Origin of the sequence: Nonomuraea wenchangensis, from assembly GCF_900111685.1 — a bacterium.
GTDB classification, from domain to species: Bacteria; Actinomycetota; Actinomycetes; order Streptosporangiales; family Streptosporangiaceae; genus Nonomuraea; species Nonomuraea wenchangensis.
The window spans coordinates 399,300-417,743 of record NZ_FOHX01000004.1 but is presented as its reverse complement, the minus strand read 5'-3'; the positions used below and the strand labels follow the sequence as shown (position 1 = coordinate 417,743).

Annotated in this window: 22 protein-coding genes; 6 read left to right on the top strand and 16 right to left on the bottom strand. The window is 72.0% G+C overall.

The window, feature by feature from the left end; translation table 11 throughout:
* Positions 1–128: 128 nt before the first annotated feature.
* Entirely contained in the window at positions 129–515 is a 387-nt protein-coding gene (locus BMW85_RS14440) for a YbaB/EbfC family nucleoid-associated protein (RefSeq protein ID WP_091081472.1), read from the top strand.
* A gap of 11 nt (positions 516–526) precedes the next feature.
* Positions 527–904, top strand: coding sequence for a YbaB/EbfC family nucleoid-associated protein (locus BMW85_RS14435; RefSeq protein ID WP_091081471.1), 378 nt, complete (start codon positions 527–529; stop codon positions 902–904).
* A gap of 15 nt (positions 905–919) precedes the next feature.
* Here the strand turns inward: BMW85_RS14435 and BMW85_RS14430 are convergent, their stop codons facing one another.
* Both BMW85_RS14430 and BMW85_RS14425 read right to left on the bottom strand, forming a co-directional pair.
* Positions 920–2,008: a sensor histidine kinase gene (locus BMW85_RS14430; protein ID WP_091081469.1), complete on the bottom strand. Its 1,089-nt coding sequence runs from the start codon at positions 2,006–2,008 to the stop codon at positions 920–922.
* Between the two features lie 42 nt (positions 2,009–2,050).
* Positions 2,051–4,018 carry a family 10 glycosylhydrolase gene (locus BMW85_RS14425; RefSeq protein ID WP_091081468.1) on the bottom strand — a complete coding sequence of 656 codons (1,968 nt, stop codon included), beginning with the start codon at positions 4,016–4,018 and terminating at the stop codon, positions 2,051–2,053.
* Between the two features lie 189 nt (positions 4,019–4,207).
* On the opposite strand from BMW85_RS14425, the gene BMW85_RS14420 reads away from it, so the two are divergent.
* On the top strand, positions 4,208–5,761 hold the full coding sequence (locus tag BMW85_RS14420) for a golvesin C-terminal-like domain-containing protein (RefSeq protein WP_091081466.1): 1,554 nt from the start codon (positions 4,208–4,210) through the stop codon (positions 5,759–5,761).
* Positions 5,762–5,820: 59 nt separating this feature from the next.
* Here the strand turns inward: BMW85_RS14420 and BMW85_RS14415 are convergent, their stop codons facing one another.
* Both BMW85_RS14415 and BMW85_RS14410 read right to left on the bottom strand, forming a co-directional pair.
* The gene (locus BMW85_RS14415; protein ID WP_091081464.1) at positions 5,821–6,045 is read right to left on the bottom strand and encodes a DUF397 domain-containing protein; all 225 of its coding nucleotides are present in this window, start codon (positions 6,043–6,045) and stop codon (positions 5,821–5,823) included.
* Entirely contained in the window at positions 6,029–6,826 is a 798-nt protein-coding gene (locus BMW85_RS14410) for a helix-turn-helix domain-containing protein (protein WP_091081463.1), read from the bottom strand. The genes BMW85_RS14415 and BMW85_RS14410 overlap by 17 nt, the downstream gene beginning before the upstream one ends.
* A 137-nt stretch (positions 6,827–6,963) precedes the next feature.
* Between BMW85_RS14410 and BMW85_RS14405 the strand changes: the two genes are divergently transcribed.
* Together BMW85_RS14405 and BMW85_RS14400 are read left to right on the top strand one after the other, a co-directional pair.
* A complete protein-coding gene (locus BMW85_RS14405) occupies positions 6,964–7,380 on the top strand; it encodes an ATP-binding protein (RefSeq protein WP_091081461.1) in 417 nt (138 codons plus the stop codon).
* A complete protein-coding gene (locus BMW85_RS14400; protein ID WP_091081459.1) occupies positions 7,377–7,613 on the top strand; it encodes a hypothetical protein in 237 nt (78 codons plus the stop codon). Before BMW85_RS14405 ends, BMW85_RS14400 begins: the two co-directional genes overlap by 4 nt.
* A gap of 13 nt (positions 7,614–7,626) precedes the next feature.
* On the opposite strand, the gene BMW85_RS14395 is transcribed toward BMW85_RS14400, so the two are convergent.
* The 10 genes from BMW85_RS14395 to BMW85_RS14350 all read right to left on the bottom strand — a co-directional run bounded on the left by BMW85_RS14395 (position 7,627) and on the right by BMW85_RS14350 (position 14,449).
* Positions 7,627–7,962 carry a helix-turn-helix domain-containing protein gene (locus BMW85_RS14395; protein WP_091081458.1) on the bottom strand — a complete coding sequence of 112 codons (336 nt, stop codon included), beginning with the start codon at positions 7,960–7,962 and terminating at the stop codon, positions 7,627–7,629.
* Entirely contained in the window at positions 7,959–8,330 is a 372-nt protein-coding gene (locus BMW85_RS14390) for a type II toxin-antitoxin system RelE/ParE family toxin (protein WP_091081456.1), read from the bottom strand. Before BMW85_RS14390 ends, BMW85_RS14395 begins: the two co-directional genes overlap by 4 nt.
* Positions 8,331–8,375: 45 nt before the next feature.
* Positions 8,376–9,137, bottom strand: a complete 762-nt coding sequence (locus BMW85_RS14385; protein WP_091081455.1) for an SDR family NAD(P)-dependent oxidoreductase — start codon at positions 9,135–9,137, stop codon at positions 8,376–8,378.
* A 19-nt stretch (positions 9,138–9,156) separates the two neighbouring features.
* Positions 9,157–9,735, bottom strand: coding sequence for a TetR/AcrR family transcriptional regulator (locus tag BMW85_RS14380; protein WP_091081453.1), 579 nt, complete (start codon positions 9,733–9,735; stop codon positions 9,157–9,159).
* 40 nt (positions 9,736–9,775) lie between these two features.
* On the bottom strand, positions 9,776–10,987 hold the full coding sequence (locus BMW85_RS49560; protein ID WP_177240680.1) for a WD40 repeat domain-containing protein: 1,212 nt from the start codon (positions 10,985–10,987) through the stop codon (positions 9,776–9,778).
* The gene (locus tag BMW85_RS14370) at positions 10,984–11,520 is read right to left on the bottom strand and encodes a SigE family RNA polymerase sigma factor (protein ID WP_281249577.1); all 537 of its coding nucleotides are present in this window, start codon (positions 11,518–11,520) and stop codon (positions 10,984–10,986) included. The genes BMW85_RS49560 and BMW85_RS14370 overlap by 4 nt, the downstream gene beginning before the upstream one ends.
* A gap of 226 nt (positions 11,521–11,746) precedes the next feature.
* On the bottom strand, positions 11,747–12,145 hold the full coding sequence (locus tag BMW85_RS14365; protein ID WP_091081450.1) for a helix-turn-helix domain-containing protein: 399 nt from the start codon (positions 12,143–12,145) through the stop codon (positions 11,747–11,749).
* Positions 12,142–12,393 (bottom strand): type II toxin-antitoxin system RelE/ParE family toxin, encoded by a 252-nt coding sequence (locus tag BMW85_RS14360; protein WP_245774792.1) that lies wholly within the window; start codon positions 12,391–12,393, stop codon positions 12,142–12,144. Before BMW85_RS14360 ends, BMW85_RS14365 begins: the two co-directional genes overlap by 4 nt.
* A gap of 194 nt (positions 12,394–12,587) precedes the next feature.
* Positions 12,588–13,640 carry a glycosyltransferase family 9 protein gene (locus BMW85_RS14355; protein ID WP_091081448.1) on the bottom strand — a complete coding sequence of 351 codons (1,053 nt, stop codon included), beginning with the start codon at positions 13,638–13,640 and terminating at the stop codon, positions 12,588–12,590.
* Positions 13,640–14,449, bottom strand: coding sequence for a glycosyltransferase family 2 protein (locus tag BMW85_RS14350; protein WP_218155774.1), 810 nt, complete (start codon positions 14,447–14,449; stop codon positions 13,640–13,642). Before BMW85_RS14350 ends, BMW85_RS14355 begins: the two co-directional genes overlap by 1 nt.
* A 95-nt stretch (positions 14,450–14,544) precedes the next feature.
* Here BMW85_RS14350 and rfaE2 point away from each other — a divergent pair, with 95 nt between their 5' ends.
* Entirely contained in the window at positions 14,545–15,975 is a 1,431-nt protein-coding gene (rfaE2, locus tag BMW85_RS14345; RefSeq protein WP_091081444.1) for a D-glycero-beta-D-manno-heptose 1-phosphate adenylyltransferase, read from the top strand.
* A gap of 5 nt (positions 15,976–15,980) precedes the next feature.
* On the opposite strand, the gene BMW85_RS14340 is transcribed toward rfaE2, so the two are convergent.
* Positions 15,981–16,811: an alpha/beta fold hydrolase gene (locus tag BMW85_RS14340; protein ID WP_091081443.1), complete on the bottom strand. Its 831-nt coding sequence runs from the start codon at positions 16,809–16,811 to the stop codon at positions 15,981–15,983.
* A gap of 53 nt (positions 16,812–16,864) precedes the next feature.
* Positions 16,865–18,442 carry an IucA/IucC family protein gene (locus tag BMW85_RS14335; RefSeq protein ID WP_245774791.1) on the bottom strand — a complete coding sequence of 526 codons (1,578 nt, stop codon included), beginning with the start codon at positions 18,440–18,442 and terminating at the stop codon, positions 16,865–16,867.
* Between the last annotated feature and the right edge of the window lie 2 nt (positions 18,443–18,444).

The window sequence follows — 18,444 nt, the reverse complement described above, 5'->3', positions numbered from 1 at the left end:
AAGCCCTTCTGTCACTTCCGACGACACTTTCCAGTCATGATCTTGTGATCTGGCGGACATCTACCGGATCGGGTCCGTCTAGACTGTGCCTTCGTTGTTCAGCTGTCCGTCATGTCGGAGGAGGTCACATGCCGTCCCCCGCGCCCGAGGACGACGCCCGCTACCTGGCCGACTACTACGAACGGGCCCGGCAGGTCATGCGCGACCTCCAGGCCGCCCGTGCCGCCATCGGGCAGGTCGAGGGCCGTGCCCAGAGCAAGGACGGGCTGGTGGAGGCCGTCGCCACCGGCCACGGCGAGCTCACCGGCCTGCGCCTCGACCCCCGAGCCCTGCGGCTCGGCGAGGCGGCGCTCAGCCGGGAGGTGACGGCGGTGCTGCGCGCGGCCCAGGACGACGCCGAGCGCAGGGCCAAGGAGATCGCCGACAAGGTCGCCGGGGCCGCGACCCTGCCCGAGCCGCTGGACGAGTCCTTCGTCCGCGATCGGGTGGAGCAGGTGGCCCGCGACCTGCTCTGAGGAGGCCACTCGTGTTCGAGCACCGGTACGACCCCGCCGACATCAAGGAGCGCGACCTCGACGAGGCCGGCCGCGCGGGCGAGCGGATGCTGGCCTGGCTGGAGAGCGCCCAGGAGGACCTCGACCGGATCGTGGGCGCGGGCAGGTCGCGCTCGGGGCAGGTCGAGGCGCGGGTCGACGCGAACGGCCGGGTGCTCAAGATCGCCTACGGCCCCCGCGCCACCCGCCTGCCGAGCCGCGACCTGGCCGAGGAGACGCTGGCCGCCGTGCGCGAGGCGTGCGCGGACGCCCAGCGCCAGACCCACGACCTCATGCGCGAGGCGCTGCCCGGCTACGACCCCGCCGAGGCCGAGGCCCGCATGGAGGCCATGCTCGGCGAGTGGAGCTGAGCTCCCGGGGTCCTGTCAGTTGGTCGGGAGGATGGCGGTGACCAGGAAGCCGCCGTCCTCCACCGGCCCGGCCTTGAGCGTGCCGCCCGCCAGCTCCACCCACTGGCTCACCTCGTTCAGCCCCTCGCCGCCCAGGCCGGGCGGCGCGAACGCCTCCTCCGGCCGGGTGTTGCGCACGCTGACCCGCACCACCCCCGGCAGGTAGCGCACCTCCACGCGGGCGTCCGTGCCCGGCGCGTGCTCGCGCACGTTGGCCAGCGCCTCCTGCACCACCCGGTACGCAGTCCGCCCCACCGCCCCCGGCACGGGCACCGGCACGCCGCTCACCACCAGCTCCACGGGAACGCCGCGAAAGGCCGACTCCGACACCAGCGACCGCAGATCGGGCAGCGGCAGCCCCAGGTCGAAGCCCTCCCCGGTGCCGCGCCGCAGCAGCACGCTCATGTGCCGCAGCTCGTCCAGCGCCGCCCGGCCGGTCGCCCGCAGCTCCTCGGCGGCGGCCCTGGCGCGCTCGTCGGCCGCCTGGTCGGCCAGGGTGCCGGCGCGCAGGACCATGCGGCTGACCCGGTGGGTGACGACGTCGTGCATCTCGCCGGCCAGCCGCTCGCGCTCCACCCGCTCGGCCCGCTCCTCCAGCGCGCGCCGCAGCCGGGCGCCCGTCTCGGCGTACAGGCCGTACAGGACGGCGAGGGCGAGCACGACCTCGGTGCGCAGGACGAGGAAGGCCGCGCCCGGCCATTCGGCGGGCAGCAGCACGGCGAGGGCGAGGGCGAGCACGGGCAGCCACCGCCGGGTGGCGCGGTCAGGTTCGGCGGCGAAGGCCATGGCCGCGTACACCGCGAACGGGCCCGCCGGCGGCCACACCGGCAGGTCGGCCAGCGGCGGCACCGCGGCCGGCGCCAGCGCGCAGAGCACGGGCAGCGCGGCCGCGGTGGCCGCGCTGATCCAGGCGACGGTCAGCGGCGCGCGCCGCATCCACAGCAGCGGCACCGTGGCGGCGAGGAGGAGCGGCAGGAACGGCCCCCTGGGGTAGGCCGCCAGCGTCAGGCCCGCCGCGACGAGGACCGCGACCGCATCGGCGAGCCGCGGGCGGGCACCGTCCACCGGCTCATCGTACGAGCACGGACGGCACCTGCCCAGCGTCACTCACACCTTGGTGATGCGGACGGCGTCGGCGATCACGTAGCCGGTGGCCGAGGTCCATCGGCTCACGCCGACCACGTTGTACGTGCCCGCGTTCAGCGTGTACGTCCCCAGCACCCGCCAGGCCCCGCCGCCCGACCGCTGGTCCACGGTGACCGTCTGGTTGCCTCCGGAGGCGGCCACGATGAACGGCGTGGCGCTGTTGTAGCCGGCGTTCGCCGGATACCACACCTCCACGCGGTAGCTGCCCGCGCTGGGGATGGTGGCCGCGTACCAGGCCGGGTCGCTGGCCGCGACCGGGTCGGCGAAGCGGTAGTCGGCGCCGTAGAGCTGGGTGGAGTAGGCGGAGGTGCCCCAGTTGGCGCTGGCGGTGAAGCCGGCGGCGGCGTTGTCCAGGATCACGCTGAACGCGCCTCCCGAGGAGCCGGCGGTCCGGCCCGCGCTGGGCGCGCTCTCCTGGTGCGTACGGGTGAGCGCGGTCACGTAGTAGGTGTTCGTGCCGCTCGCCGTGGTGTCGGTGAACGTCTTGGCCCTGGTCGTGCCGACGAGGTTGCGGGCGTCGGCGAAGAAGCACGGGTCGGCGGCGGACGGGGTGCCGGCGACGCGGTAGACCGCGTACGCGGTGCCGGAGCCGGTCCAGGTGAGCTGGACGCCGCCGCTGCCCTGGGTCGCCGCGGTGATGACCGGCGCGGCGGGGGCGGCGGCGCTGCCCCGGACGGGCAGCAGGGCGGGCCTGGTGTAGTGGGCGTTGACCAGGCGGGTGATCGCGCCGATCCGGTCGGCCTTGACGTCCTTGGCGCTGAAGTAGATGTCGCCGACGATCTCGGGGTGCTGCCTGTTGTCGTTCAGGTGGTCGCTCAGCTCCGCCGGGTCCTGCCAGGCGGCCTCCTGGCCGGAGGCGCCGGCGCGGTAGGCGGCCTGGCCGACGACGAGCTGCACGCCGGTGCCCCTGACGACGTCGGACCACCAGGCGGTCAGCACCTCGTAGGCGGCCGTGGAGAAGCCGAGGTGCCAGTAGATCTGCGGGGAGATGTAGTCCACCCAGCCCTGCTTGACCCAGGTGCGGCTGTCGGCGTAGATCGCGTCGTAGGACTGGAGGCCGGAGGTGCGCGAGCCGAGCGGGTCGGTGCCGGAGTTGCGCCAGATCCCGAACGGGCTGATGCCGAAGGAGACGTGCGGCTTGGCGGCGTGGATGCGCTGGTCGAGCTCGCGGATCAGGAGGTTGACGTTCTCCCGCCGCCAGTCGGCGACGTTGCCGAAGGAGCCGCCGTACTGGCTGTACGTGGCCGAGTCGGGGATCGACTCGCCGCTCACCGGATAGGGGTAGAAGTAGTCGTCGAGGTGCACGCCGTCCACGTCGTACTTCGAGACCGCGTCCATGATGGCGTCCTCGATGAAGGCGCGGACCGCCGGGATGCCCGGGTTGTAGTAGAGCTTGCCGCCGTAGGCGAACCGCCAGGAGGGGTTCTTCCGTGCGGGGTGCGTGGAGACCAGCTTGGCAGGGTCGTCATGGTTGGCGATCCGGTACGGGTTGAACCAGGCGTGGAACTCCAGGTTCCGGGCGTGGGCCTCGCTGACCATGAACGCCAGCGGGTCGTAGCCGGGGTTGCCGCCCTGGGTGCCGGTCAGCCATTGCGACCACGGCTCGTACGACGAGGGCCAGAACGCGTCGGCCGTCGGCCTGATCTGCACGACGACGGCGTTCATGCGCTTGGCCACGGCCAGGTCCAGCCAGGCGCGGAACTCTGCCTGCTGGGCGGAGGCGGTGAGGCCGGTGCGGCTGGGCCAGTCGATGTTCGCGACGGAGGAGATCCACATGGCCCTGAGCTGGCGCTTCGGGGTGGCCGGGTCGGTCTGGCAGGCGGCCGCCGCGGCGGCGGGGACGGCGGCGGGGACGGGCACGACGAGGGTGGCGAGGGTGACGAGTGCGGCGGTGAGCGCCGCCAGGAGGGTACGCGGGAGCGCGGTCACGAAGGGAAGTTTCAGCGCATCAACCGGAAAGCGCAATAGTTTTCACGCATTTGCGGGGGCCCAACTTCGGACACCGAGTCAACGAAGGTGAAAAGTTTCACCGAACTGGCGAGTAATGTCAATTATCGACATTCGTCCGGTTGTTGCCGTAGCGTGCGAGCCGTCACCCTTGTGAACGAGGAGCCCCCCATGAGACTCGCCCGCACGCGATTAACAGCCCTCGCCACCTCCTTCCTCGCCGTCCTCGTCCTCGTCGCCACGGGCAGCCCCGCCCTGGCCGCGCCCACGGCCGCGTCCACGACTGCGTCCACGGCTGCGGACGGCCCGCTCACCGCCGCCTTCGCCAAGGCGGCGGCCGCGTACGACGTGCCCCGCGACCTGCTGGTCGCCCTCGGCTACGCCGAGACCCACCTCGACGGCCACGACGGCAAGCCCAGCGCCAGCGGCGGCTACGGCGTCATGCACCTGGTCAGCAACCCCACCAACCACTCACTGGAGAAGGCCGCCGAGCTCACCGGCCGCTCCGCCGACGAACTGCGCGCCGACGACGCCGCCAACGTGCTCGGCGGCGCCGCCGTCCTCCGCTCCCACGCCGACGCCCTCGGCCTCGACGAAGCGGCCAGGAAGGACGCCGGCCGCTGGTACCAGGCCGTCGCCAAGTACGGCAACGCCACCTCGCCCGAGCTCGCCCGCCTCTACGCCGACGCCGTCTACGAGAGCCTCGGCCTCGGCATCGACATCCGCGGCGTCAAGGTCAAGCCGCAGGAGGTCACCGCCGACCGCGGCGAGTACGCCAAGGCCCGCGACCTCAACGCCAAGGCCGACGTCGGCATCCTGAGCACCGACTACGGCCCCGCCGCCTGGGTCGCCGCCAGCTCCAGCAACTACACCGCCTCCAGCCGCCCGTCGAGCTACGCCATCGACCGCGTGGTCATCCACGTCACGCAGGGCTCGTACGCCGGCACCATCTCCTGGTTCCAGAACGCCTCCGCCCAGGTCTCCGCCCACTACGTGGTCAAGTCCTCCAACGGCGCCATCACCCAGATGGTGCGCGAGAAGGACATCGCCTGGCACGCCGGCAACTGGACCTACAACACCCGGTCGATCGGCATCGAGCACGAGGGCTACGTCAGCGACGCCTCGTGGTTCACCGACGCGATGTACCGGGCGTCCGCGGCCCTGACCAAGGCCATCTGCGACAAGTACGGCATCCCCAAGGACCGCACCCACATCATCGGCCACAACCAGGTGCCCGGCGCCACCCACACTGACCCGGGCTCCTACTGGAACTGGACCACGTACATGAACTACGTGACCGGTGGCGGCACGCCCTCGTGGAGCACCACGATCGACAACGCCACCTCCGGCCAGTTCAGCGCCAGCGCCAACTGGGGCACCTCCACCTACTCCAGCCAGCGCTACGGCTCCGACTACCGCTTCGCCGACCCGGTCTCCTCCAGCGACCCGGCGTGGTACTCGGCCGCCATCCCCAGCGCGGGCACGTACCGCGTCGAGGTCTGGTATCCGGCCGACGCGGGCTACAACAGCTCGGCGCCGTACATCGTGGCGGCATCAGGCGGCAACCAGACCGTCTACGTCGACCAACGCAGCGGCGGCGGCTCCTGGAAGAGCATCGGCACGTTCTCGCTGAACGCGGGGACGTACAACGTGGTCGGAATCAGCCGGTGGACCGCCGGCACCGGCTACGTCATCGCCGACGCCGTCCGCATCAGCCGCGTCTGACCCCCTCCAGAACCAAGGCCCGTGCCCACCACCGCAGCGGTGGGCGCGGGCCTTCCCCTCTAGAAGTCGAACTCCCCGAGCTTCGCGCCCCCGACGAACGCCCGGAACACCCCACCGCGAAGAATCAGCGGCGCAACCTCAGGCTGCTCGGAGTCACGAATCGCATAACGGTCACCGCTGAGCTTCGCGGCGTAGAGACAGTCACCGCCATCCGGACCAGAGAGCGAGGACTTCGTCCACCTCGCGCCCTCCAGCTCGGCACGCAGTTCATCGCTGATCTTCATACCTTGCCGCCACCTCACGTATCAGTCGCCGACTCACGTGTATGGGGTGCGCCCACTTGTGGATTGCGTCGTATATGACGTTAACCCGCCGCACCGTCTCCTCGCGAGCAGTGACCGTCGCCTGTGCGGCGGCGTCGATGCTCACGTGGTCCGCAATGTGGTCGCCCTGTGCGAGGGCGAAGCCGCCGAGCACTCCCGCTGTGACGCCTACGTCCAGCGGCACGACCTGGAGCGAGATGTTGGGCCGCTCGGTCATCTCCAGCAGGTGCGTCAACTGCTCGCGCATCACGTCGTCGTCGCCGACCCCCCGAAGGAGCACGCACTCGTCGATGAGCGCCCAGTACAGGGGCGGAATCCCGCGCTCGAAGATGGACTGCCGCCGAAGCCGCGTCTCAACGGCCTCCTCGACCCACTGCTTGGTCGCCCACGGCGCGGAAGAGAGAACAGCGCGCATGTAGCGGGCCGTCTGGAGGAGGCCCGGCACCACGAGGGGCTGCCACGTCCGAATGGTGTGCGCCTTCTCCTCTACCTTCGGCCACTCGCTGAACCACGTAGGCGTGGACATGACCGTCGTGTTGGGCAGGAGCCCGTACAGCTCGCCGTTCAACCCCAGCGCCGCCTCAGCCGCCAGCGTGAACCCCTTGCTCGGCCGCCGCTTGCCGCGTTCGATCAGGCCGACCAGGCTCTCGCTGCACGAGAGCAGCTCCCCCAGCGCCGCCTGCGACAGCCCTGCCGCCTCGCGCGCTTTCCTCAGGATCTCGCCATAGACCTGTGCCGGCATGCCACGCCCCTTCGGGGGATCCGGACAAGCCTCAGGAGGTCTGTCCGGCAACGGACGGTGACTGATCGATCACAAAATAGCAGCGGGTCGTCACTCTGAGGAGTGTTCTCGGACACTCGCAAAGTCGGAGCCACACTATGGGCAACTCAGAGGTCGTCCTATGGCGCAGCACGACGCTGCGCCGCGACGCCAGAACGTCATGGCACGCGCGCCAAGCCACCGGACTGTGGCTCGCCGACCATGATCCGGCGGTCCGGTCCGACGCGCTCCAGATCGTCGCCGAACTGGTGGCCAACGTCGTCCAGCACGTCCCGAACGGCCGAGGCCGCAACTGGGTCGGACTCCGTCTCGGCTTCGGCGACGGCTTCGTCCGCCTGGAGGTGATCGACCCGGGCACCCCGTCCCCCGTGCCGTGCTTCGCCCCCCGCCAGGCCGGACCCTTGGCGGAGTCGGGTCGCGGCCTCGGCATCGTGGCCTGCCTCAGCCTCCGCCAGGGAACGCGCCTACTCGCGGGCGGACGTCGTGTCGTCTGGGCCGACGTAGCGGCAGGATGACGACGCCCCGGCTCTTTCCCGGCTGGCAGATCATCGACGGCGCGGGAGGCGGCTACATCGCCATTCGCCTTGTCCTGGTGCCGTCCGCCAGCGGGCTCTCCAATGTGCGGTGCGGCGCGACCTTGGCTGAGTTGCACCGGCACCTGGAGGAGGAGACGCGCCGTCGCAGGCCGCGCGCCTCTCAGGTGGTGGCGCCGCCGTCCAGCGAGTCACCCGCCGAAATCGGGTCGTGAAATGGTGTACGAGTTATGCGGCGTGGGTGTCGGCACCGCGCAAGATGTACAGGTCATCGCCGAACACGGCCGAGATCTGGAGCTGCCCGCCGAGGGCCTGCACGTAGCGAGCGATGGCCTCCACGGTGGACACTTCACCGCGTTCGATCTGGGACACCCGGCTCTTGGTCACTCCCATCAGGTCAGCAACCTCAACTTGTGACATACCCAGGCTCTTGCGCCGTTCGGCCAGCCGGTAGCCGTCGATGTAGGCCTGATTGCGCCGCCGGGCCTCGGCCACGGCCTCCTCTCCGCCGGAGGTTGCCACGATGTCGGCGCGCACGTCGTTCCACTTTGGGAAACTCGTCATCGGTCCTTCTCCTCCGCCTCGCGTTCGGTCAGGTACTTCTCGTACAGCTCTTCGGCGTGGGGGATGGCCCGTCGATACCAACCCGACCAGTCGCCGGACTTGTCCCCACCGAGCAGCAATATGGCCGAGCGCCACGGATCGAACACAAACAAGATCCGGATCTCGGAGCGACCCGCCGAGCCGGGACGCAGTTCCTTCAGGTTGTGGACGCGAGTGCCTTCCAACTTGTCGACCAGTGGGCGACCCAGGCTCGGACCAGCTTCGGCCAGTCGGTCGATGGCATCGACGACCTGCACCCGAGATCGTTCGTCCAGGGCCTTTATCCAGGCCAGGATCTCGTTGGTGACGCGGATTTCCCACTCCTCCACGCCCAAAAGTGTAGCAAATGCTTCACCTACCGGGCCGTGGGAGCGTCAGGCGGTGGCGCCGCCGTCCACGACGTGGTCCTGGCCGACGACGTAGCTCGACTCGGGCGAGGTCAGCCAGAGCACCGCCGCCGCGATCTCCTCCGGTGCGGCGACCCGGCCGATGGGCAGGGCGTCGCGCATACGCTCGTCGCGCTGCTCGGCGGTCTCGCCCGGCCGGGTGGACATCGGCGAGTCGATCGGTCCCGGGCTGACCGCGTTGATGCGGACGCCGTCGGCGATGTGGTCGCGGGCGGCGGTGCGGGTCAGGTGGCTGACGGCGGCCTTCGACGCGACGTACGCGCCCGCTCCCGCCAACCGCCAGTGCGCGCCCATGTTGGAGGCGACGTTGACGATCGTCCCGCCGCCGTGGGTGCGCATGTGGGCCACCTCGTGCTTCATCGACAGGAACACGCCCTTGAGGTTGACCGCCAGCACCTCGTCGAAGACGTCCTCGTCGTAGTCGGCCACGGGCGCGAGCGCGCCGAAGATCCCGGCCGCGTTGCAGGCCACGTCGAGCCCGCCGTGGCGGGAGACGGCGGCGGCGACCATGGCGGCGGCCTCGGCCGAGCGGGAGACGTCGGCGGCGAACGCGCTCGCCCGGCCGCCGGCCGCCTCGATCTCCTTGACCAGGCCCGACAGGCGTCCGGCGTCGCGGCCGGCGACCAGTACGGCGGCGCCCTCCCGCGCGTAAGCCCGCGCCACCGCCCCGCCCACGACGCCCGTCGCGCCGGTGACGAGGGCGACCTTCCCCGCGAAACGCTCACTCATGATTCTTGACCAATCGTTCTCATATTTGGACGGCCGTCATGGCCTCTTCGACGGCGGCACGGAGGCGGCGGGGGTCGGGGTCGGCGCGGCCGAGCACCCGGATGCCCTGGAGCAGCACGAGCAGGAACCTGGCCAGCGCGTACGGGTCCTTGTGCTCGGGGATCTCCCCCTGGGCCCGCGCCCGCACCAGTGCCGCCGCGACGGCCGTCTCCAGCCCCGCCCAGCTCTCCACCACCCGCCGCGACACGACCGGATCGCGCGAGCCGAACTCGACCGCCGTGTTGACCACCATGCACCCCCGCCGCAGCTCGTCGGCCAGGCACTCGGCCACGTAGCCGTCGAGGAAGGCGCGCAGCGCCGGCAGCACGGGGCCCGGCTGCGCCAGCGGCCCCACCACGTCCCTCCGCGCGAGATAGAGCTCCAGCGCCTTCAGGTAGAGCTCACGTTTGCCGCCGAAGGTGCCGTAGATGCTGGCCCGCGCGACGCCGAGCCGTTCCACGAGGTCGGCCATCGAGGTGCCCTCGTAGCCGCGCTCCCAGAACAGCTCCAGCGCCTTCTCCAGCGCGATCTCGGGATCGAACTCCTTGCTCCGTGCCACGCGAGTCACGCTAACACTATCGAGAACGATCGGTCAAAAATCAGCGCGGCGTGAGGATCCAGCGCCAGGCGCCCTCCTTGTTGGAGTTCCGGTACGCGGCCAGCTGGGTCATCCGCTTGCCGTCCACGCTCACCAGCACCAGGCCGTTGTCGAACTCGTCGCCGCAGGAGCCCGCGCACCCCAGAGCGAGCACGTTGTCGTCGTCCGCCCAGGCGTGCAGCTGCAGGACGTCCTGGCGGCCGACGAGCTCGCCCGTCGCGCTGTCGGTGATCCCGGTGGGCAGGCCGTCGGGCCCGAGCACGCGGCGGCCGTCGGGCGAGAGCGCCGACTCCGCCGAGTAGCCGACGTAGCGCTGGCCCTGCGGGGCGTCCCGCGGCTCGCCGTCGAGGGTGTACCAGACGCGATCGGGCATGGTGTCCGTGGGCGCCCAGATCGCCGCGCCGTCCAGGCTCCAGCCGAGGTCCTGGCGGCCGTTCATGTTGGACGGGACGTCGTCGCCCGTCCGGCCGGGGAGCGGGTGGTAGGCGGCCTCGCCGGTCCCGAGGTCGAGAACGAAGTAGCCGGTACGCGGGCTGTCGCGCAGGATCATGCTCCCGGGCTCGGACCCGTGTTCCCGCGCGTCGGGATGGCTGGAGTAGGCGGTGGCGAGGACCTTCGTGCCGTCGGGCGACCAGGTGACCGAGGCCACCGGATGCTCCAGGTCGAACCACTTGAGGATCTGCCGAGTGTTCAGGTCGAGTATGCCCAGCCGCCGGGCGGGCAGCTCGCGCTCCAGCACGGCCGCGACCTGCAGCCCGGGGGCCACGTCCACCCAGCCCCAGGAGGTCCGCTCGTAGCCGCCGGTGCGGGGGTCGTACAGGGACCAGGTCCGTACGACGTGCCGCAGCCGCCCCCCGGCCGGCTCCTCCTTCATGGTGTAGTACGCCGACATCGCCAGGCGTCCAGCGGCGACCAGCCGGGTGGGCGGGCTGTGCTCGGTGTCGGCACGCACGTCGGTCGGGGCGGGCGAGGGCCGAGGCGGGAGCGGGATCCCGCCCGCCGGGCGCACGGTGACCGCCGGCGCGGGAGGGTCCCCCACCGTGCCCGCCACGAACGCGACGCCCGTGATCAGCGCCGCCACCAGCCCCGCCGCCAGGACGGCCACCCCGGCCGGCCGACGGGCACGCCTCCGTAGCGCCCGATCGGCCAGGTCGTGCGGAACGCGAGCCTCCCCGGCCCACTCCCGCATCGTGTCGCGCAGCAACCGGGTCACCGGGCCACCTCCAGCTCTCGTGCCAGTTCGGGGGCGATCTCGCGCAGCCGCGCCAGCGACCGGTGCGCGGTGCTCCTGACCGTGCCCACCGAGCAGCCCAGGGTCCGCGCCACCTCCCGCTCGGGCAGGTCCTCGAAGTAACGCAGCACCACCACCGCGCGCTGGCGGGCGGTGAGCCGGGCGAGCGCGGCGCGCAGCACCATGCGCAGCTCGCTCTGGTGGTTGAGGTCCCGGCCCGCGGTCTCCGGCAGGTCGGCCCGGATCACCTCGCCGCGCCGCGCGCTCGTCCGCCACCAGCTCACCTGCTGGCGGTACATGGTCTGCCGTACGTACGCCTCGGGCGCGGCCACCCGCCGCCACTTCGCGGCCAGTTTGGCCAGCGCGCTCTGCACCAGGTCCTCGGCCGCGTGCTGATCGCCGCCGGCGAGCAGGAACCCCAGCCGCATGAGCGCGGGGGAACGCGCGGCGACGAACTCACGGAAACGCTGCTCGTCCGCGGCGTCCACGATCACCTCCGGAAGGTTCGACGTCACCCTTCCAGACGCCGCGCGGCCCCCTCCGCTATGCGTGTCTCCGCGAGCAGATCCCCGGCCTGCTCCAGTACGTCGTCCACCGGCACGTCGCGCACCCACGACACGTCGTGCGGGCAGCGCTCGCCCCTCGCCCGTCCGGGCGGGGAGCGCGTGGTAGGCGGCCTCGCCGGACCCGACGTCAGGGTTGAGACATCGGATCAGGGTGATCGCGCAGCATGCCTCGACATCAAACAGTGTGCCGGGGGGCTCCGGTGTGCGACTCGATACGCGAACCCTTGAACTTGAAGTGCCGCTTGCACGTCTGCCTCGTCTTGCCGACGCGTAGCCGGTAGGTGCTACCGGGGAAGCTGGCGGTGAGCTCAAGCCGTCCACCGATCGCCTCCACATAACGGGCTACCACATCCACTGACGAGACTTCGCCGCGCTCGATTTGCGAGACCCGCGCCTTGGTCACCCCCATCAGGGCGGCAACCTCGTTCTGCGTCATAGCGGCGTTCTTGCGCCGCTGGGCGAGCTGCCAAGCGTCGATGAAGTCGTCAACCATACGCCGGGTATCGGCAAGGGCATCCTCCCCTCCGGCCTGCTCAACGTGCTTGGCACGGTTCCACTTCTTGAACGTCGTCATTGGTTCTGCCCCTCCTCCTCTGCGCGCTCTTTCAGGTAGATGTCATACAGACGCTCCGCGTGCGGTATGGCCTCCTCATACCAGCGGTTGGGGTTATGTGGGTTCGCCTTTATTTTGTCCGCAGCAACAAGGATGATGGCGTCCCGCTTTGGGTCGAAAGCGAACAACAGTCGAAGCGCGCTACGCCCGGAGGATCGGGGGCGCAGTTCCTTCAAGTTGGTGATCCGCGAGCCGTTGACCTTGCCCACGAGTGGCCTGCCCAATGCTGGACGCTCTCCGCGAGCCGGTCGAGCGCATCGATGACGAGCCGATGCCGCACTGGATCAAGGCTGCCGATCCAGGCGTCAACCTCGTCGGTGACATAGATGCTCCACTCGTCCTGCACGCTATCGAGTATAGGCGATCCTTTACTTCTCAGACGGGGGCCGCGTGGACCCCTCCGCTAGCGTGTCTCCGCGAGCAGATCCCCGGCCTGCTCCAGTACGTCGTCCACCGGCACGTCGCGCACCCACGACACGTCGTGCGGGCAGCGCTCGCCCCGCGGGTCCACGCCGTCCACGCCGCACACCGGGCAGCCGGTGGTCCATGAGATCAGCGGCCGGTGCCGGGTGCGGGAGAGCGGGCCGTACGTGACGAGGTTGACGCACCAGTAGACGGCGACGGTGGGCGTGCCGACCGCCGCGGCCAGGTGGCGGGGGCCGGTGTCGTTGCCGATCACGAGGTCGCAGCGCTCGTACAGTGCGGCCAGCGCGCCGAGCCCGAGCATGCCCGCGGCGGCGACGGCGGGCCGGCGCATCGCGGCGACGACCCCCTCCACCAGGTCCCGTTCGGCGGCCGAGCCGGTGACCACGACGGGCCGGCCGAGCCGGTCGGCGACCGCGGCGAAGCGCTCCACGGGCCAGCGCCGGCGCGGGTCGCGCGCGCCCGGGTGCACCGCGACCAGGCCGGGCGGCGGCTCGCCGAACGCGGCGGCCAGCTCCTCGCGGTCGCGGCCGGTGACCGCCACCCGCGGCTCCAGCCCGCCCGCCCTGCCGCCGACCAGCGCGGCCACCTCCAGGAAGCGCAGGCTCTCGTGGTGGTGGTCCACGTACGGCACCCAGCGGTCCAGCTCGTCGGCGTCCGGCGTACGCAGCCCCGCCGTCACCCGCGCGCCGAGCCGCCGGACGAACGGGTTGGAGTACCGGCCGCCGCCGTGGATCTGCACGGCCAGGTCGAAGGACCGGTCGCGCAGCCCCTCGCACAGGCCGCCGGGGACCGGATGCCCGCCCTCGCTCGTGGACACCCCGGTGATCGGCGGTAGCGCGATCACCTCGTCCACCGGCCCCGGCCGCCCCGCCAGGAATTCGGCGTGCCACGGCAGGCCGAGCAGCGTCACCTTGGCGTCCGGGTAGGCCGACTTGAGTGCGTCCAGCGCGGGCACGGACAGCAGGAAGTCGCCGATCGCGTTGGCCCGCAGCACGGCGATCCGCTCGACCCCGGGGACCAGCCCGCCCATCACGCTTCCAGCACATGGTCGTAGCACTCGGCCCGCCGGTCCACGACGGTCGTCGGCAGCTCCAGGTGGTAGGCGCGGCTGGGCAGCAGCCCGGCGCCGCCGTAACGCTCCATGACGCGGAGCTGGGCGACGACGTCCTCGCCGGCGTGCGCGCGCGGCACCGAACGCCAGAAGCCGAACCCGCCGCACTCCACCAGCCGCTCCCGGTCGTAGAGCACGCAGCCGCCGATCCAGGCCACCTTGTATGCCCGCCACGCCCGGTCCGCGCCCACCTTGGCGGCCAGGTGCAGCGGGTTGGCCGCGTTGTGCAGGGTGTGCCGCTGCCAGGCGGGCTGGTCCCTCCGTACCCGCTCGGGCCGCACCGGGCCGGCCCACTCCTCGTACGACGCCAGCTCGTGCGGCCGCACGTCCTCCCGGTAGGACAGCCCGTGCAGCGCGTAGCCGACGAACCCGCACCGCAGCTCGGCCAGCGCGCCGGTCAGCGTGGCGAGCGCGTCCGGCTCCAGCCACACGTCGTCGTCGAGGTAGAGCGCGAACCTGCGCCGGGCCCGGTCCAGCAGGAACTGCCGCTGCTCGGCCAGGCCCTTGGGCGGCACGTTGCGCAGCGGCTCGACCGGCGAGCCCCGATGCTCCAGGATGCGTACGGCCGCCGCCACCAGCGGGTCCTCGGCCACGGGCCGCGCCGACTGGTCGGAGACGACCACGCGGAAGCCGCCCGCGGTCTGGGCGGCGAGCCCGGCGAGCGTGACCGCCAGCGCGCCCGGACGGTCCTTGGTCGGGACCAGCACATCGAGTTCTGAGCCGTGCACAGGAGCCCGGCTACCCAGGCGAAACCCCTGCATAACCTGTGGCAACACCCGGCACGCGGGGGTTTGGAGTGCCCTTCTGCTGGTACTCGCCTGTCATGGGCACCACCAACGAGAAGATCATCAACGCAGTGGTCGTCGGTGACGTCATGCTCGACTCCTGGCTGCACGGCTCGGCCAAGCGGCTCGCGCAGGAGGCTCCGGTGCCCGTGATGAGCCTGGAGAGCACCGAGAACGCCCCGGGCGGCGCCGCCAACACCGCCGCCAACCTGGTCGCGCTCGGCGCACGCGTACACCTGATCGGCGTGACCGGCGACGACGAGCCCGGCGAGGAGCTGCGGCAGGCGCTGCGCCTGCTCGGCGTCGAGACGGACCTGCTGACCGTGCCGGGACGGCGTACCTCGCACAAGCGGCGGCTGGTCACCGAGGGCCAGCTCATCGCCCGCTTCGACGACGAGGACCAGGACCCGCTCCCCGAGGAGGCCGAGCGCGAGCTGCTGCGCCGCGTCGCGGCCGTCGCGCCGGCCGCCGACGTGGTCGTGGCCTGCGACTACGGCGGCGGCGTGTTCACCCCGGCGGTACGCGGGGCGCTCGCCGGGCTGCCCCTGCTCGTCGTGGACGCGCACGCGGTCGCCCCCTGGCGGGAGTGCCGGCCGAACGCCGTGCTGCCCAACTACGCCGAGGTCGTCCGGCTGCTCGACGAGGAGGACGGCGAGCCGGACCGGCTGGGCTTCCTGATGGCGCGCAGCGACCGGGTGCTGGAGCTGACCGGCGCGGACATGGTGGTGACCACGCTCGACGGCGAGGGCACGCTGCTGCACCGGGCGGGGATGCCGCCGTACCGGACGTACGCGCAGCCCGCGCCGCAGCACATGGCGACCGGCGCGGGCGACACCTACACGGCGGCCTTCGCGCTCTGGCTGGCCGGCGGGGCCACCCCGGAGGAGGCCGCGCAGGCGGGCCAGGCGGCGGCGGCCGTCGTCGTACGCCGTCCGGGCACCGCCGTGTGCACCCGCCACGACCTGCTGCGCGCGCTGCGCCGCCGCGAGGGCGCGCTGCAGACCCCGGAACGCCTGGCCGAGCTGCTGGACGAGCACCGGCGCGGCGGCGAGAAGGTGGTGTTCACGAACGGCTGCTTCGACGTGCTGCACCGGGGTCACGTCACCTACCTGGAGCAGGCGGGGCAGCTCGGCGACGTGCTGGTGGTGGCGGTCAACAGCGACGCCGGCGTGGCCCGGCTGAAGGGCGCGGGCCGGCCGGTCAACTCGTGCGAGGACCGCATGTCGGTGCTGGCCGCGCTGCACGGCGTGGACTACGTGGTCGAGTTCGACGAGGACACGCCCGAGCGGCTGATCAGGATGATCCGCCCGGAGCTGTACGTCAAGGGCGGCGACTACACGCCGGAGATGCTGCCGGAGACGCCGCTCGTCCGTGCCCTGGGCGGCGAGGTGCGGGTGCTCGACTACCTGCCCGACCGCTCCACCACGGCGATCATCGGCCGCATGCGGTCACTGCCGGAGAACGCCTGAAAACGCTAGAGCAGGACGCGCTCCAGCCACGGCCGCAGGACGGGCAGGGCGTTCTCGGCCCGCATCGCCCCCATGTGGTCGAGCCCGTCCAGCACGGCGACCTCCCAGCCGCGCGCCTCCAGCTCGCCCCGGTGCCGGCTCAGCGGCCCGGCGAGGTCCACCGTGGTCCCGCCCCACTCCTCGGCGTAGACGATCGCGTCGGCCGAGCCGGCGAAGCACAGGCGCGGGCAGGTCAGCCGGACGGCCTTGTCGTCGAAGCCCTGGAGCGCCTCGTACAGCGTGACGAACTGCCGGGCCTGCGGCTCGCTCGGCAGGTTCTGGACCGACGACCAGTCGCCCGGCTCCACCGGGCCGGTGGCGGGCGGGGGCGGGGCCAGCGCCTTCTCGTACGTGGCCGTGGTGACCTTGAGCATCTCGGCGTACGGGCCCTCGTACGGCGGGTAGCCGCCCATGGCCAGCGCGGTCAGCCGGTCGGTGCGGAGGGCGAGCTGCAGCCCGGAGAGCGCCAGCCACGAGTAGCCGTAGTACGCGAACCGCCCGGCCCCCACCGCGTCGGCCACGGCGAGCAGGTCGGCGGACACGTTGTCCGGGGTGAGGGTGTCCGGCTTGGGGACGGCCATGAGGTGGCCGGTGTAGTCGAAGGCCACGACGCGGAAGGCGTCGCTCAGCCCGTCGATGAGCGAGCGGCCGAGCGCCGGGTCCGCGCCCCATTTGCGCATCTCCTCGGCCTGCTCGCCCTCGATCGGGCGCGGGTCCACGGGAAGCAGCACGACCGGCCCTGAGCCGTGCACCTCCACCTCGATGGTGCCGCCGTCGTGCAGGACCGCCTCGGTCATGCCGCTCCCCCTCATCTCATTACGCCGTAAGGCATTGCCTTCCGAACAATAGCTTATGGCGTAAAGAGTCTCAACGGATTAGGGATCGGGACGCAGCGCATGGCCTCGCCCTCGGCGTCCGTCCAGCGCAGCAGCAGGTTCGCCTTCGCCGGGACGTACGGCTCCGACAGCAGCGCCCGCAGCTCCCCCGGATCGCCGTGCTCCCGCCCGGCGCCCTTGAACACCGATCGCGCCCGCGCCCACAGCTCGTCCCGCAGCGCGGGATGGCGCTCGGCCACCGCGCCGGCGATCTCCAGCAGGTTGTTGGTCAGCAGGCAGTAGACCAGCCGCTCCCAGCCGTAGGCCCGGCTCACCGAGGCCGCGCCGGGCAGGTCCGGCCGCCGCTCGGCGAGCACCCGCACGCCCTCGTGGTCGCGGAAGATCGCCTGCGCGGGCAGGCCCCGCCCGTCCACGCCGACCAGCACGTTCTGCAGGTGGCACTCGAACACGACGCCGTGCCGCAGGTAGGCGTGCAGGACCGGCGGCACCAGGTGCTCCAGGTAGCGCTCCCACCACAGCAGGGCCATGTCCTCGTCGAGGCCGTCCAGCGGGCTGCCGGGGAAGCCCTCGCTGATCCCGGCCGCCTGCACGGCGCTCAGGCCGGGCCGCAGGTGCGCGCCCAGCCCGTCCCGTACGATCACCGCCAGCGCCTCGCCACCGTCGCCGCCCAGGTCCGCGCTCCGGTAGCCGCGGTCGCGCAGCACGGCGGGCCGCGGCACGTGCCCGGCCAGCCCGTCGAAAGCCCCGTCCACCAGCTCGGCGACCTCCCGGAGCCGCCGCAGGTCGCGGGACCAGAGGCGGCGTACGTCGTTGGTGATCCGCACGTCGAGGCTGAACTTGCAGAACAGGTCCGTCTCAGGCAGATACACGGTACGGATCGAGGAGGTGGCCACCGCCGCTTCCGACGTGACGCCGAGGTGGCGCAGCCGCCCGTCACGCAGCCCGCCCAGCAGCTCCACCTGCCAGGGGTGGGCGGGCAGCGGCACCAGGCCGTCCGCGCCGGCGGCCGGGGCGAGCGCGTCCAGCGCGGCCGGGTCGCCGTCCTCGACCAGAAGCTCGGCGGGCACGCCGAACAGCGGCAGCGCGAACCTCGCGCGGACCTCCGGCGAGTACCGCAGCCACTCCTCCGGACCCGCGCCGCCCCGGGCCTTGGGCGCGGGATGGTAGCGGTGGCCGGCGAGGAGCGCCTGCTCCGAACGCAGGTACAGCTCGGCGGGCGGCTCCGTGGCCCGCCGCGCGGCCAGCAGCGCGGCGGCGACGTCACGACTGTGGCGGATCTCGGCGGGCAGGGAGTCGTTGGCGGTCCCCGTACGGGCGCGCAGCTCGGCGGCGGCGAGCTCGACGAGGCCGTCCAGCGACAGCGGACGCCATCCGTCCGCGGCGCGCAGCTCGGGGTCGGCGGGGAAACGTCCGCCGCTCACCCGCAGGACGCCGCCGGTCGCGGGCAGTACGTACGTGCCGGCGTCGGAACCCGGGTGGGCGACCTCCCGGAGCAGGCAGTTGAGCAGCGCCGTCACCGCGAGGGCGGTGGCGTGCGTCCAGGCTTCTCGCTCCGGCCCGACGGGCGGGAGGAGGCCGTCTGTGGATGCCATGG